This is a genomic window from Pseudomonas avellanae BPIC 631, assembly GCF_000444135.1.
Classification (GTDB): Bacteria; Pseudomonadota; Gammaproteobacteria; order Pseudomonadales; family Pseudomonadaceae; genus Aquipseudomonas; species Aquipseudomonas avellanae.
In genome coordinates this window covers 1-13979 of sequence record NZ_ATDK01000274.1, presented here as the reverse complement: position 1 = coordinate 13979, position 13979 = coordinate 1, and the positions used below count along the sequence as shown (strand labels likewise).

Sequence of the window (13979 nt, the reverse complement as noted above, 5' to 3'; positions counted from 1 at the left end):
GTCGGGTCGCATCATGAGGTGCTGGCTCCTGAAAAGAATCGGGAGCAAAGGATCAGGCTTCAATTGTCTGCTTGGAATGTGGGGTTCATGAGGCGCTTACCTTTGAAACTGCTGGAAACGTCGAAATAAAACCCGCCTCATGGTGGGCCGTCGGCAGCGTATCGCTCGGATCGTTCGCCACCGTCACCACTGAATTCCTGCCCGTAGGGCTGTTACCTGACATTGCCGCAGACCTCGGAACCCGTGTCAGCCACGCCGGCCTGATGATGGCTGTTCCCGGCATCCTTGCGGCCATTTCCGCGCCTTCCTGTATCGCCCTGTTCAGCCATGTCGACCGCAAGCGCCTGTTACTGGGGTTGCTGTCGATACTGCTGGTGTCCAACCTGATCGTGGCATTGTCGAGTCAGTTCTGGCTGACCCTTGCCGGCAGGGTGTTGCTCGGCTTCGCGCTGGGAGGCTTCTGGACGATCGCCGGTTCGCTCGGGCCGCGTTTGAGGCCCGGCAAGGAGGGCGTGAAGGCAACCGCCTACATTCTCGCGGGCGTCTCGATTGGCACGGTCGCGGGTATTCCCGCTGGCACACTGATCGGCGAGGCCTTTGGCTGGCGAGCTGCGTTTGAAACGGCGGCGGTCGTTACCGTTGCCGTGGGCCTGTTGATCGCAGCATTTCTGCCCGCGTTGCCGGGTGAACGCTCTGCTGGTATCAAGCAGATGCTTTCACTGGCCAGCGAGCAAAAAATCCGCCGCATGTTCGCCGCCGCGCTATTGATCTACGTCGGGCATTTTGCGGCCTACACCTACCTTGCCCCCTTTGTGCAGGACGCCGCGAATATCCAAGGCCAGACGCTGGGATTGTTGCTGTTTGCCTTCGGCCTCGCGGCGGTTGCAGGCAATCTGGCGGGCGGTACGCTGGCTGCCCGAAACGCGCCGTCCTCGGTGTTGATCATGACCCTGCTGATGCTCGGCTCGCTGAGTGCACTGCTGGTATTTGTCAGCAACCCGTGGCTGCTCTGGCCGGTCATTCTGGTCTGGGGATTTGCCTTCGGAATGATTCCGATCACCACGCAAATATGGTGTTTCGACGCCTCGAACGGACGTGTGGAAGGGGTTCAGGCGCTGCTGGTGTGTGTGGTGAATCTGTCGATTGGCGGCGGGGCGTTCATCGGCGGACTGGTGTCCGAAGGTGCAGGTTTTACCGCTGCCATTGTGACTGGCGCGGTGTGTGCCGCGCTGTCCATGTTAACGGTGGGGTTCTCGCTGCGCAGGTCAAGACAGGTCACCTGCACAGAGTGAGACAGGCCGATCATCAGCCCGCCTTGAAGAACGCCACCTTCTGCGCCAGACGGTCTGCCAGCAACGCCAGGTCTTCGCTGGCCGTTGCAACCTGCTGAGAACCACTGGCCGATTTGAGCGTCGAGTCATGGATACTGTTGATATTCATCGCGACCTCTTCGGCCACCGAGCTTTGCTGGATTGAAGCGCTGGCGATCTGCGCGTTCATGTGATTGATCGCGCCGACTTCCTTGCTGATCTTCGACAGCGCGCTCTGCGCATTGCGAGTCTGCGCCACAGCCTTGTTGACCAACTCGCAACTGTCACGCATGTTCTGCGCGGCAGTTTCGGTGCCGCCTTGCAGCGTGCTGATCATCGCCTGAATTTCCTGCGTCGACTGCTGGGTGCGGGTCGCCAGAGAGCGCACTTCATCGGCCACCACGGCAAAACCGCGACCGTGTTCACCCGCGCGCGCGGCTTCGATGGCGGCGTTGAGGGCCAGCAGATTGGTCTGGGACGCGATTGAATTGATCACTTCAATGACCGTCTCGATCTGCTCGCCGTGCCTGGACACCTTTTCCACTGTGCTCGTCGTCTCGACCAGCGTGGTCGCCAGTTGTTCGATGGCAGTAGTCGTGCCTTCCACCAGACTGTTGCCGGTTTCCACCTCGGTGTCGGCCAGGCGTGCTGCATCCGCCGCCTGTGCCGCGTAGCCGGACACTTCGTTGACCGTGGCGGCCATCTGGCTGATGGCCGTCGCGACCTGTTCGGCCTCGCGGGTCTGCACCATTACCTGCGCATTGTTGCTGGAAGATGCCGCCAACAGAACTGTCGATGACTGGCTGACCTCCTGAGCGGCCATTCGTACTTGAGTGATCGTCTCCGAGAGGCGACCCAATGCGGTTTTCAGCACGCCCATCACGCTGTCGGGATACTCGGTGGAAATGTTCTGCTGCAGATCGCCATCGGCGAGTCGCTGAATGGCCTGCGCGACGTCGACAGGCTCGGCACCCAGGGTTCTTTTGACAAAACGGATGATAACCATCGACAGCACGATGCTCAGCAGCACGGCGAACGCAGTGGCCAGCAGCATCAAGCCGCGGAACTGGCTGGCGGTTGCCTGTACGTTGTCAAGTTGCGACCTGATCGAGGCCTCTTCGTTGTCGATAAGCGCATTGATCCGTTTCAGCCACTCACTGTAATCACCGGAAACCTGACGCAGCAGCAACGCCTGAGCACCGGCAATGTCACCTGCGCGACGCAAGGCAATGATCCGTTGGGTGGACGCGAGGGTTTGCTGTTCGATTTCCTTGATACTGCGCAGCAATTGATGCTCTTCGCTGCTAACGCTTGGCTTGGTGAACAGTTGATCCATTGGCACGGACGAGTCGACATAATCTTTTTCAAGCCGGGTCATTTCTGCCAGATGCAGCGCAAGGTCCTGATCGTTGTTGACCAGCACCGCATCGCGCAGAGCAATCGCCCGGTTGTGCACGCTGCCGCGAAAGTTGATCGCGTAACGCTGAACCTTCGCAGCGTTTTCTCCCACATCCCCAAGCGTCGAGTCAATGAAACCCACGCGCTGGATGCCGACGGCTGTGATCAATATGAGCAGCGACACTACGGCTGCAAATCCCAGACCGATACGGGTTGCCAGAGAAACCGGATTTTTCATCAGAGGTGCTCGTAAAGGAGGTGGCAGGAGATTGCCAGCGTCATGACGTCAGGCTACTGGCGGATCGCCGCACAGTATGCTTTAGCCGTGAGTCTGCCAAATAGATATTTACGAGCCACCGGATAGGCAGACGTTATTGCAGCCTTGCAGGGTGGTGACGATGAAGCGTAATCGTTGTGCTGCCGGTAGCCGGCTTCCATCGTTGAGCGTAATTCAATAATGCACGTGATCTGGCTAATCAATGGCCCGACCAACTCCTGTACCATCGAACCCATTCAGCGATTGCCACTTCAACCCACTCGATGGTGTCTTATTGTGTTCCACATTTACCTGACAATTGCCTACCTCTACGTGCTTTGGCGCTTTGTCATCCCGCTGCCGGTTTCTCGCGGCTGGCGTGCATTACTGGCCGTGCTGCTGCTTGTGGTCTCCAAGTACCACCTCATACTCATCGCTGTGTACGGCACGATGTTTTCTCCCGAGATGCCCCATGTCGCCGTGCTGGTGGCAGGGTGGCTGTTCTGCGCATTTGTATTGATTCTGGTCTTCACGCTGCTGACCGATCTGGCTTGTGGCGCCCTTGCACTTTGGCGCAGGGTTGCAATCAAGCGCGTATTTGGCTGGCGGCTGCGTTCAGCTATCGCAATGGCAGCATTGCTGCTGTCGGCAGTGGGCGTCTACTAGGCGGCTCAGCTTCCCGAGGTGCGGCGCATCGACGTCACGATCGAGCACCTGCCACGGTCGCTGGACGGGTTGCGGGTGGTGCAACTGACTGATCTGCACATCAGTCGCCTGTTTCAGAAAGAGTGGGTCGAGGGCGTCGTGTCGCGCACTAATGCGCTCAACGCCGATGCAGTTCTCATCTCGGGAGACCTTATCGACGGCACCGTCGAAGCCCGAAAAGACGACGTGGCTCCACTGGGCAAACTGGCCGCTCCGTTGGGCGTAATCGCCATGCCGGGCAACCACGAATACTATTTCGACGTAGACCGGTGGATCCCCGAGTTCCAGCGTTTGGGCATGCGCGTGCTGGTCAATGAGCACGTCATCCTTCAAAAAGGTGCCGATCAGCTAGTGGTCGCGGGCCTCACGGACGAAGCCGCTCCAGCGTTTGGCCACGAAGGCCCGAACCTGCTCCGGGCGCTCGCCGGTGCGCCGCTGAATGCGCCCGTCATCCTCCTCAAACACCGCCCGTCCGGTGCGCCGGACTCCGCTGCTGCAGGCGTGGGGTTGCAGCTGTCCGGGCACACCCACGGCGGAATGATCAAAGGCCTGGACCTGGTGGTTCGCTCCGCCAATCAGGGTTTTGTGTCGGGTAGCTACGATATAGGCAACATGAGGCTCTATGTCAGCAACGGCACCGGGCTCTGGAACGGCTTTCCGATACGCTTGGGCGTGCCCGCCGAAATCACTGAAATTACCTTGCGGGCCGGGCCGGCGTTGTAACGAGTCTGCCGCCCGTGACGGTAAGAAGTTTCGAGTAACGCCGGGTTGCTGATCACTCGCGCAAATCTTTCCACATGTGCACTTTGGAAACGAACCCGCTGCCTACCGCGACTGCAAACGGTTCCAGGCCAAACGTCACAAACCCCATGCGTTCATACAATGCCTGTGCCCCGGCATTGCCCTCGGTGACAGTGAGCTGGACGATCAGAAGTCCGTTCAGGGATTTTGCATGTGCCAGCACGCGGCTCATCAATTGACCGCCAATGCCTCTGTTGCGGTGCGCCAAGGGCACGTACATGCCGAATACAGTGGATTTGTGACGAGCCTTTTTGCGGGGTTCGACCGACAGCCCGGCCACCCCCAGCAACTGGTCATCTTCAATCGCCGCAAACACCACTTCGCTGGCCGTCAGGCTGCTGTCGAGCCTTTTTTCCCACCACGCGATGGGCAACGCTTCACGCTCTTTCACATCCGAAGTGAAGGCGTCCGGGTGAAGTGTGTAGGCTTCCAGCATCAGTGCGCGGTAAGCAATGGCGTCGGTTGGCGTCAGTCGTCGGTAGCTGATGGTCATCAAGTAGGATTCGTCTGGCTCAGGCTTGGGGTATTGAACCCTGATTTGCAAAAAGTCGTAAGCGGATGCTGGTTTTTAAGCGGACGTTGCGTCTTTTCAATTGACGGGTACTGCTCCTTGAACTACCAGAAAAGCCAAAGGGTTTTTTACTCGGCGTGCGTCCAATGATCAATAATGCGCGCCATTATTCGAGTATCAGATTCATCACCCTCTCAGTACATCAGGGACGATAAATGGCATTTCGTGTATTGGTCATCGGCGGCTACGGTAACTTCGGCAGCCTGATCTGCAACCATCTGGCGACGATGCCGGGCATCGAACTGGTGATTTCAGGCCGCGACAGCCGCAAGCTCGCAGAGCTGCAGGCCTTGGGCGGCAAGCCTTGCCAGAGCTGGTGCGTGGACATCATGCAGGACGGCAAAAGCGACGAGCTTCGCGCGTTGCGCATTGATCTGGTGATTCACACGGCCGGGCCTTTTCAGGGGCAGTCCTATGCAGTGGCGCGTCATTGTATCGACGCGGGGGTCAATTATTGCGACCTGTCGGATTGCCGCACCTTCGTCTCCGGCATTGCCGCCCTGGACGCCGCCGCCCGTGATGCCGGTGTCAGCCTGCTGAGCGGATGCAGTTCGGTGCCGACGCTTTCGGCGGCCATCATCGACGAGCACCGTCAGCGTTTTTTGCGCATCGATTCGATAGAACACGGCATCTCGTCTGCGGCGAAAATGCCGGGGGTGTCCACCGTGCTCGGCGTGCTGGCCTACGCAGGGCGACCCATTCGCCAGCTCAAGGACGGCCAGGTACACGAAGTGCCGGGCTGGATGGACCTGACCTTGCGTCGAATGCCCGGCATGGGCGTTCGCCTGCTGGCCAACGTCGATGCACCGGATATCGACGTCTTCGCCGAGCGCTACGCGGCGCATAACCTCAGTTTCAAGGCCGGTTCCGGGCTCAAGGCGGGTGTTGTGGCTACCTGGTTGCTGGCATTGGCCGTGCGTTGCGGGCTGGTGCGCAATCCTGCGCCGTGGGCCGTTCGTCTGCATCGCTGGGGCACGCGCTTCGAGCATCTGGGTGACCGCAAAAGCGCGATGTACATTGATGTCGATGGCGTGGATCCTGATGGCCGACCGTTGCTGATGCGCGCACAACTGACCGCGCTGAACGACAAGGGCCCGGAAATTCCCAGCTGCGCCGCGGTTGCTCTGGGTGCAAAAATGGCGACGGGCTATCGCCCCCTTCCGGGCGCGCGAGCCTGCGTTGGCGAGATCACCGTGAACGAGTACCTGGCGGCGATCAATGAGCCTTCGAACATTCGTCTGGACGTGCATTTCCAAAGCCGGGAGGCTCGAAGGTGCTCTACCTGTAGCTGAGTGCCGGCAGCCAAGCCTGCGTTTGTGAGGTCGCCGGTCATCGGAAATAAAGCCTGTGAGCAAAGCTAAATAAATATTAATGAAGGCTCAAGGCCCTGAAAAATAGGGGCTTTAAGGTTTTGGCTATTGCCTTGCAAGCTAATTGTTATGACGCTAACTATCAAGTTAACTGATTCAGCGCCGATTTACGGGTATTCCGGAAAATCAAAGGCACACACGTAATGAGCGCAAAATGGTTGGATAACTTGAACGTCAGCAAGAAGCTCGGGCTGGGCTTCGCCGCTATTTTGCTGGGCGTGCTGACCGTCACCGCAATCGGTTACTCCAGCACCAACCTGCTGATCGAGCGTCTGGGCAAGAGTGGCAAGGTCGCCGAGATCAAGGCCGACGTCCTGAACGCCCGCATTGCCGCTCAGGCATACGCCACGGGGCCGAGCGCTGCCGGCGTGCAAACCTACAGCGGCGCGCTGGACACCCTGGGCCGCAGCGTCGATCAGGGCATGGAGGTGTTCGTCGTATCGAGCAACCTGGCCAAACTGCGCGACATCAAGGAGCGGGTAGGCGGTCTCAAGCAGACGTTCGATCAACTGGTCGGTATCAATCAGAAGATCGATGACGCGCTCAAGCCGATCATCAAGGTGTCCGACGAGGTCAGTGCGACCTTCGAGAACCTGCTGCAAAAGACCATCGACGATACGTTGCGTGCACCGGACGAAACCGGCATCAAGCAGGTGAAGATCGCTGGCGAGCTGCGTAACGGCATGACCAACTTTCGTCTGGTGTTCCGCCGCTACCTGAGCGTGCCGTCCGCCGATAACCGTCAGGCGACCTACACCTCGGCCGATGCCCTGATTGCTCAGGTGGCAGCGGCTCGTAGCCAGTTGCCCGTCGAAGCCAACACCGCCGTAGACACCGCGCTCAATGCGTTGAAACAGTACAAATTGCTGATGTCGTCGATCTCGGAAATGCTCCAGCAGGCCGACCAGGTTCGCGGCAACCTGCAACAGCAATCGATCTCAACAGCGGCCGTCGCCGATGATCTGGCGGCGCAGCAGATTGTCAGTGCCAAAAAGGAACAGAACACAGCCGTTGTGCAGTTGTTGAGTGTTGCGCTGGTGGTGCTGCTGATCGGTATCTTTGCGGCATTCCTGATCACTCGCCAGATCACCATTCCGTTGAACGATACAGTCATCGCCGCGCGCCGGATCGCCGACGGTGACCTGACTCAGGATTCCAGCACGACCCGCCAGGACGAACTGGGCCTGTTGCAGAACACCATGCAGCACATGACCGTTTCCCTGCGCGGCCTGATCGGCGGCATCGGCAACGGTGTCACGCAGATCACCACAGCCGCCGAGCAGTTGTCGGCTGTCAGCGAACAGACCAGCGCCGGCGTCACCCTGCAGAAAAACGAAGTGGACCAGGTCGCCACGGCCATGAACGAAATGGCCTCTACCGTCCAGGAAGTGGCGCGCAATACCGAAGACGCTTCGCGGGCTGCCAAACAGGCCAGCGAACGTGCGGCGCACGGCAGCAGTGTGGTGCAGCACGCCACGCGCGAAATCGGCCAGTTGGCCGGTGAAGTGAAGCAACTGGGCGAAGCCATGCAGCGCCTGACCGAAGACAGCAGCAAGATCGGCAGCGTGATCGACGTGATCAAGGCCGTCGCCGAGCAGACCAACCTGCTGGCGCTCAACGCCGCCATCGAGGCCGCACGCGCCGGTGAGCAAGGTCGCGGTTTTGCCGTAGTGGCCGACGAAGTCCGCTCGCTGGCCCAGCGCACGCAGAACTCGACCACTGAAATCGAAGCACTGATCCTGACCTTGCAACAAGGCACAGGTGCCGCTTCGGGCCTGATGGACGCCAGCCTGCAACGCACCGAAGGCACCGTGGTACTGGCCCGCCAGGCCGAACAGGCGCTGGTGGATATCAATCAGTCCATCGGCACGATTGAACAGATGAGCCAGCAGATTTCCGCCGCGGCCGAGCAACAGAGCGCCGTGACCGACGAAATCAACCGCAGCGTGCTCAGCGTGCGCGACATTGCTGACCAGTCTGCATCGGCCACCGAGCAGAGCGCCGCATCGACGGTAGAGTTGGCCCGTCTGGGCAGCGACCTGCAAAGCATGGTTGCGCGTTTCAAGATTTAAAGGTCTGGCAAGGAGCCTCGTGAAACGTTCACGAGGCAACCTGCCGAGCTTCTGCCCTGATCACCATCCACACGCCCACCCCCGATACCACCATCCCCAACGCTATCTGCCATGACAGTGGTTCGTTGAACATCGCCCAGGCCCAGAGCATTGTCACCGGCGGGCTCAGGTACAAAACGCTGGCAACCCGGGTGGCCGTCGCGCGGCGCAGGCATACCCAGTAAAGCCCGTAGCCGCCCAGTGTCGCCAACCCCACCGTCCATGCCACGCTCAACGCAAACCCGCTGCTGGCGATGGGTGCCAGGCTGCCTTGTGCGCCTTGGATAATGGCCAACGCGAAGCTTGAGATAAAACATTGCAGCCACAGGTTGGGCAGCAGTTTCATGGGTTGTGAGGTGGTGGAGTGCTTTTGCCACAGTGTCGCGATGGCCAGTGAAAACATGCCCAGCAGCGGCAGGCCGTACGCCCACAGCGGCGCGTCACCCCACTCCAGCGCGCTCTGCGTGACCAGCACCACGCCGATCAGCCCGACCACCAGCCCTGCCCAGATTTGCCAGACTAGCCTTTGCCCGAGCACTACGGCGGCGAGTAGCGCCATGCCCATCGGCAGCAGGTCTGCAAACAGTGCAGCCAGCCCCGCCGGCACGCCGAGCGCAATGCCTTGCGTGACTCCGGCCACGTAACCGGTCATTGCCAGCAGGCCAATACCGGCATTTTTCAGCAGCAGGGCAGGCGGTATGGTTATCAGTTGCCTGGCAACGAAGGGCAGCAGGAGCAGCGTGATCACCACGCAACGCCAGAACACCACCAGCAGCGGCGGTGCGTAATCCAGCGAAAAACGTGCGCCGATGAAGCCTGAACTCCAGGTCAGCACAAGCGCTGCTTCAAGCAAGAGAAGGGGAATGGCCTGATGCCAGACAGGCCGCGATGCGCTCGGATAAATCGATAGTTGCTGGTTCATCGACACAGGCTACGAAACCGGCGTAATCTAATAAATCAAAATTAAGTGCATAAGTTGTTCGGGATTAATGAATCATGACGGCAATTCTCGACATCGAACTGGTACGTACTTTTCATGCGGTAGCGCGATTGGGCAAGTTTTCGGCGGCCGCCGAGCAACTTCACAAAAGCCCGGCGGCCGTGAGCGTGCACATTCAGCGACTTGAAACGGTGGCAGGCGGGCGCTTGCTTAACCGGGACAACCAGGCGGTGTCACTGACTGCACTGGGCAAGCGCCTTTTGGTGTCGACGACTGAATTGCTGTGCACCCACGACCGGGTGCTGGCCGATCTGCATGGCACGCATCTGGCGGGGCGCATCACGCTGGGCGTCCCGGACGAATACGCTGTGCACGTCATCCGCGACATCCTGCCGGTGTTCGCGGCGGCTTGGCCCAACGTGGTGCTGGAGCTGAAAACCGCACCCAGCTTCACCCTGCGCGAACAGGTACTGCGCGGCAAGCTGCAAACAGCGGTCATCGCGCAGCCAAAAGGGCAGTTGAATGCAGAAACGCAGTTTTTGGTGTCCACCAAACCGGTCTGGGTCGGGCCGGCCAACACTACGCTGGCCTCCACAGATCCGTTGCCGCTGGCCGTTCATGCCGCGCAGTGCCCTTATCGCGAAGCCATGATGGCGTCACTCAAGCACCACGGCCGCAAAACCCGCGTGGTCCTGGAAAGCCCGTCCAATCAGGCGATCAAAGCCTGCGTAGAAGCGGGCCTGGCGATCAGCCTCATTGATCGAAGCGGGGTTACAGAGGCCATGCAGATCCTCAATGAACTGCCCGAGATAGCCGAGCACGAAATCGTCTTCCTGCGCTCACCCGCGTCACAGACCGACGAGGCGGTCTGTGTGTTGGCGCAGGCGATGCAGAAGTATTTTCGGGTTTAATCAGCGAAGTCGGTTGTGCCAACGGTATTGGAGATTTACCACACCAACGGCGGCTGCCTTCTCATGTGGAAAATCCGCAGAACCTGTAAGCGGCCGTTACGGATGCGGTATGGAATCAGGTAAGGCCAGTCTGGCAAAGGCCATTCTCTGGAGCCAGCAATTCGTCCCTCTCGGCCTAGGGCCGGAAAGCTTGCGAGCTGCTTTACGCTTATTTGTATTGCTTCTACGAAAACAACCGCAGCAGCCGGATTTTCTAGCGAGATGTAGGCGGCTTTATCATCCAGGTTTTTTAATGCTGTTTTTAGCCATTCAACCTGCAGTGTTCGCCCATTTATTCATCACTGCCTTTACATCTTCTTCACTTGCAAACTCGCCCGCGTCTGCTTCTTCAATTGCACGCTGAATTTCGGCAATCTGCCAGGCTTCGCGAGTCAAGTATTCACGTAATGCGTTCAGGGCCAAAAACGACTTGCTGCGGCCGGTCGCTTTGCCGAGGTGTGCAAGGGTATCTGCCATCTCGTCCGGCAGGCGTAGAGACATAACGGACATATGAACCTCATGTGTAGTGGTTTGTAGTGTTTCAAGCTGCAGTGTAGTGCAGCTTGTGAGGTCTATGGCACTCGCTTTATTTCAGGTTCATTCGCTTTCTGAGCTTTCGCAAAATGGCCCGCGAGTTTGCGGGCCATCGGGAGCTTTTCATTCAGTTCATTGGTCGCCTCAACCATCCTTGAACAAAAAGCTGTACGCGTTCAGCGCCGGTACGCCGCCCAGGTGCGCGTAGAGCACTTTCGAGCCTTCGGGGAATTCGCCGTTGCGGACCATGTCGATCATGCCGTGCATGGATTTGCCCTCGTAGATCGGATCGGTCAGCACGCCTTCGAGTCGGGCGCAGAGGCGGATGGCTTCGAGGGTGCCGTCGTTGGGCAGGCCGTATTCGGGGTAGGCGTAGCGGGTGTCGAGCACCACGTCTTCGGCGGTGATTTCGCGGCCCAGGTCGACCAGTTTTGCGGTGTTCTGTGCGATGCGTAGCACCTGCTCGCGGGTTTTATCCGGCTTGGCCGAGGCGTCGATGCCGATTACCCGTTGCGCACGGCCATCGGCAGCGAAGCCGACCAGCATGCCAGCGTGGGTGCTGCCGGTGACCGAGCAGACCACTATGTAATCGAACTTGAAGCCCAGCTCTTCTTCCTGCTGACGCACTTCATCGGCAAAACGCACGAACCCCAGGCCACCGTAGGGATGTTCCGAACATCCCGCAGGAATCGGGAATGGTTTGCCGCCGCTTTCGACTACATCGGCCATGGCCTTTTCCCAGCTCGGGCGGATGCCAATATCGAAGCCGGCCGAATCCAGGCGCACATCGGCACCCATGATGCGCGACATTTCGATGTTGCCGACCCGGTCATACAGCGCATCGGAGTAGTTGACCCAGTTTTCCTGAACCAGCACGCACTTCATGCCCAAATGCGCCGCGACGGCCGCTACCTGACGGGTCTGGTTGGACTGGATGCCGCCGATCGACACCAACGTGTCGTAGCCGCCCTCGATGGCCTCTGGCACCAGGTATTCCAGCTTGCGGGTCTTGTTGCCGCCGAAGGCCAAGCCGCTGTTGCAGTCTTCGCGCTTGGCGTACAGATCGACCTTGCCACCCAGGTGCTCGCTCAAGCGTTTCAGCGGGGTGATGGGCGAGGGGCCGAAGGTCAGAGGGTAGCGTTTGAACTTGCTGAGGTTCATATCGGGTCTCCGTTGATAGGCTGATCCAGGCATTGAACGGTGTGCCTGATGTGGCTCCTATCATAGGAAATAGCTCGATAATCGTGGTTGCAAAGAATTGTCTATTTGCAAAATCAGCGTTAGTGTCAGGGCATTACAGCAAACTTTTATTGTGTGAAATTACTCATGAAAGCAATAAATGAACGCGCTAAAAAGCCAGCCGCTGATGCGGCGCCGCTACTGGACAGGATCGACCGCGCTATCCTGAAGACGCTGCAGCGTGACGCCTCGATTTCCAATGTGGCCCTCGCCGAGAAAGTCAAACTGAGCCCGCCTGCCTGCCTGAGGCGTGTCGAGCGGCTGAGAGAGGCGGGCGTCATCAAAGGAGTTGTTGCGCTGCTCAATGGCGATGTACTGGACGCAGGCATGGTGGTGTTGATCGGCGTGGTTCTGGACCGCTCGACACCCGACTCGTTTGCGCAGTTTGAAGCGGCTGCGCAGAAGGTCTCCGGGTGCATGGAGTTTCATGTGGTCACCGGCGAGTTTGATTACTTCATGCTGCTGCGCACCAAAGACAGCCAGAGTTTCAACCGCCTGCACGCCGAGCAACTGTTGTATTTACCCGGTGTCAGACAGATCCGCTCGTTCATGGGTTTGCGTCAGGTATTGTCGACGACTCATTTGCCGATCTGACCGTTGCTCAACGTGCCTGACGTGTACTGTGCGGCGTCAAACGTTCGCTGTGGATAGAGGTCAGAGTTGTCTGGTGCAACACGAATGACTGTTGGCGTGAGCGTTCAATGAACGCCGTTTCTTTTTTACTTGCTCAAGGATTTTTATTTTGGCTGCTGGAAGCTTGCTTACCCTGCTCGACGATATCGCGACCCTGCTGGACGACGTGGCACTGGCCACCAAGAAAACAGCGGGCGTGCTGGGTGATGACCTGGCGCTCAACGCCCAGCAGGTCACCGGTGTGTCGGCTGATCGTGAATTGCCGGTGGTCTGGGCGGTGGCCAAGGGTTCGCTGCTCAACAAGGCGATTCTGGTGCCTGCGGCGCTGCTGATCAGTGCGTTCGCGCCTTGGGCGATTCTGCCTCTGCTGATGATTGGCGGCGCGTTTTTGTGTTTTGAAGGCTTTGAGAAAATCGCGCACAAGTGGCTGCATCCCGAAGCCGATGAGGAACACGACCAGCGCAAGCAGGCGACCACCGATGCTTCAGTGGACATGGTTGCGTTCGAAAAGGCGCGCATCAAGGGTGCGATTCGCACCGACTTCATTCTTTCGGCGGAAATCATCGTGCTGGCATTAGGCGTGGTCTCTGCCCGTCCGTTCATGGATCAGGTCGGCGTGCTGGTCATTGTTGCCGTGCTGATTACCGTGGGCGTTTATGGTCTTGTGGCCGGTATCGTCAAACTTGACGACCTGGGCCTGCACCTGAAAAAGACCGCAAGCTCGGCAGCACAAAAGATCGGCAGCGCTCTGCTGTGGCTGGCGCCGGTACTGATGAAGGTATTGTCGATCGTCGGCACTGCGGCGATGTTCATGGTCGGCGGCGGGATTCTGGTCCACGGCCTGCCGTTTGCCCATCATTGGGTCGAAGGCGTGACCGAGGCTGCATCTGCTGCTGTGGGTGGCCTGTCGATGATCGTTCCGACCCTGATCGATGCCATCGCCGGGATCATTGCCGGCGCAGTGCTGGTGCTCATCGTGACGCTGGTGGGCAAGGTCTGGAAAGCGGCAAGGGAATGATTGCGGCTGCTTTTTGATCGCGATGGTACTGACGACGCCGATTGCGACGTAAGTGTCAGGGCGAAGGAACCCGACGAAGTCGGGCCGGAAACGGAGCCAGGATTTTGCATACTTTGATCCTTCAAGTATGTCGCCGAGGGGCG

General features: G+C 58.9%; 12 protein-coding genes and 2 pseudogenes. 8 read left to right on the top strand and 6 right to left on the bottom strand.

Annotated features, from left to right (window positions below; translation table 11 throughout):
• Window positions 1–71: 71 nt before the first annotated feature.
• The gene (locus DW49_RS0116175) at window positions 72–1292 is read left to right on the top strand and encodes an MFS transporter (RefSeq protein ID WP_005619490.1); all 1221 of its coding nucleotides are present in this window, start codon (window positions 72–74) and stop codon (window positions 1290–1292) included.
• 13 nt (window positions 1293–1305) lie between these two features.
• Here the strand turns inward: DW49_RS0116175 and DW49_RS0116170 are convergent, their stop codons facing one another.
• A complete protein-coding gene (locus tag DW49_RS0116170) occupies window positions 1306–2946 on the bottom strand; it encodes a methyl-accepting chemotaxis protein (protein WP_024421322.1) in 1641 nt (546 codons plus the stop codon).
• A gap of 315 nt (window positions 2947–3261) precedes the next feature.
• Between DW49_RS0116170 and DW49_RS01000000128460 the strand changes: the two are divergent.
• A pseudogene (locus DW49_RS01000000128460) lies at window positions 3262–4392 on the top strand (metallophosphoesterase).
• Between the two features lie 52 nt (window positions 4393–4444).
• Here DW49_RS01000000128460 and DW49_RS0116160 read toward each other — a convergent pair.
• A complete protein-coding gene (locus DW49_RS0116160) occupies window positions 4445–4963 on the bottom strand; it encodes a GNAT family N-acetyltransferase (protein WP_005619481.1) in 519 nt (172 codons plus the stop codon).
• 233 nt (window positions 4964–5196) lie between these two features.
• On the opposite strand from DW49_RS0116160, the gene DW49_RS0116155 reads away from it, so the two are divergent.
• The 3 genes and pseudogenes from DW49_RS0116155 to DW49_RS1000000134275 all read left to right on the top strand — a co-directional run bounded on the left by DW49_RS0116155 (window position 5197) and on the right by DW49_RS1000000134275 (window position 8483).
• A complete protein-coding gene (locus tag DW49_RS0116155) occupies window positions 5197–6333 on the top strand; it encodes a saccharopine dehydrogenase NADP-binding domain-containing protein (RefSeq protein ID WP_005619477.1) in 1137 nt (378 codons plus the stop codon).
• A gap of 221 nt (window positions 6334–6554) precedes the next feature.
• A pseudogene (locus DW49_RS1000000134280) lies at window positions 6555–7577 on the top strand (methyl-accepting chemotaxis protein); the annotation flags it as partial.
• A gap of 33 nt (window positions 7578–7610) precedes the next feature.
• Window positions 7611–8483: a methyl-accepting chemotaxis protein gene (locus DW49_RS1000000134275; protein ID WP_420865888.1), complete on the top strand. Its 873-nt coding sequence runs from the start codon at window positions 7611–7613 to the stop codon at window positions 8481–8483.
• A gap of 28 nt (window positions 8484–8511) precedes the next feature.
• Here the strand turns inward: DW49_RS1000000134275 and DW49_RS0116145 are convergent, their stop codons facing one another.
• On the bottom strand, window positions 8512–9444 hold the full coding sequence (locus DW49_RS0116145) for a DMT family transporter (protein ID WP_024420854.1): 933 nt from the start codon (window positions 9442–9444) through the stop codon (window positions 8512–8514).
• Between the two features lie 74 nt (window positions 9445–9518).
• On the opposite strand from DW49_RS0116145, the gene DW49_RS0116140 reads away from it, so the two are divergent.
• Window positions 9519–10373, top strand: coding sequence for a LysR family transcriptional regulator (locus tag DW49_RS0116140; RefSeq protein ID WP_005619469.1), 855 nt, complete (start codon window positions 9519–9521; stop codon window positions 10371–10373).
• Between the two features lie 35 nt (window positions 10374–10408).
• Here the strand turns inward: DW49_RS0116140 and DW49_RS1000000130325 are convergent, their stop codons facing one another.
• The 3 genes from DW49_RS1000000130325 to DW49_RS0116130 form a co-directional block, all read right to left on the bottom strand.
• Entirely contained in the window at window positions 10409–10693 is a 285-nt protein-coding gene (locus tag DW49_RS1000000130325; RefSeq protein ID WP_081591612.1) for a type II toxin-antitoxin system RelE/ParE family toxin, read from the bottom strand.
• The gene (locus DW49_RS0116135) at window positions 10683–10922 is read right to left on the bottom strand and encodes a CopG family ribbon-helix-helix protein (RefSeq protein ID WP_005619468.1); all 240 of its coding nucleotides are present in this window, start codon (window positions 10920–10922) and stop codon (window positions 10683–10685) included. The genes DW49_RS1000000130325 and DW49_RS0116135 overlap by 11 nt, the downstream gene beginning before the upstream one ends.
• A 168-nt stretch (window positions 10923–11090) precedes the next feature.
• Window positions 11091–12107 (bottom strand): 1-aminocyclopropane-1-carboxylate deaminase, encoded by a 1017-nt coding sequence (locus DW49_RS0116130; RefSeq protein ID WP_005619467.1) that lies wholly within the window; start codon window positions 12105–12107, stop codon window positions 11091–11093.
• Window positions 12108–12272: 165 nt separating this feature from the next.
• Between DW49_RS0116130 and DW49_RS0116125 the strand changes: the two genes are divergently transcribed.
• Together DW49_RS0116125 and DW49_RS0116120 are read left to right on the top strand one after the other, a co-directional pair.
• Window positions 12273–12779, top strand: coding sequence for an Lrp/AsnC family transcriptional regulator (locus DW49_RS0116125; protein ID WP_005619465.1), 507 nt, complete (start codon window positions 12273–12275; stop codon window positions 12777–12779).
• Between the two features lie 148 nt (window positions 12780–12927).
• On the top strand, window positions 12928–13836 hold the full coding sequence (locus tag DW49_RS0116120) for a DUF808 domain-containing protein (protein WP_005619464.1): 909 nt from the start codon (window positions 12928–12930) through the stop codon (window positions 13834–13836).
• Window positions 13837–13979 lie beyond the last annotated feature (143 nt).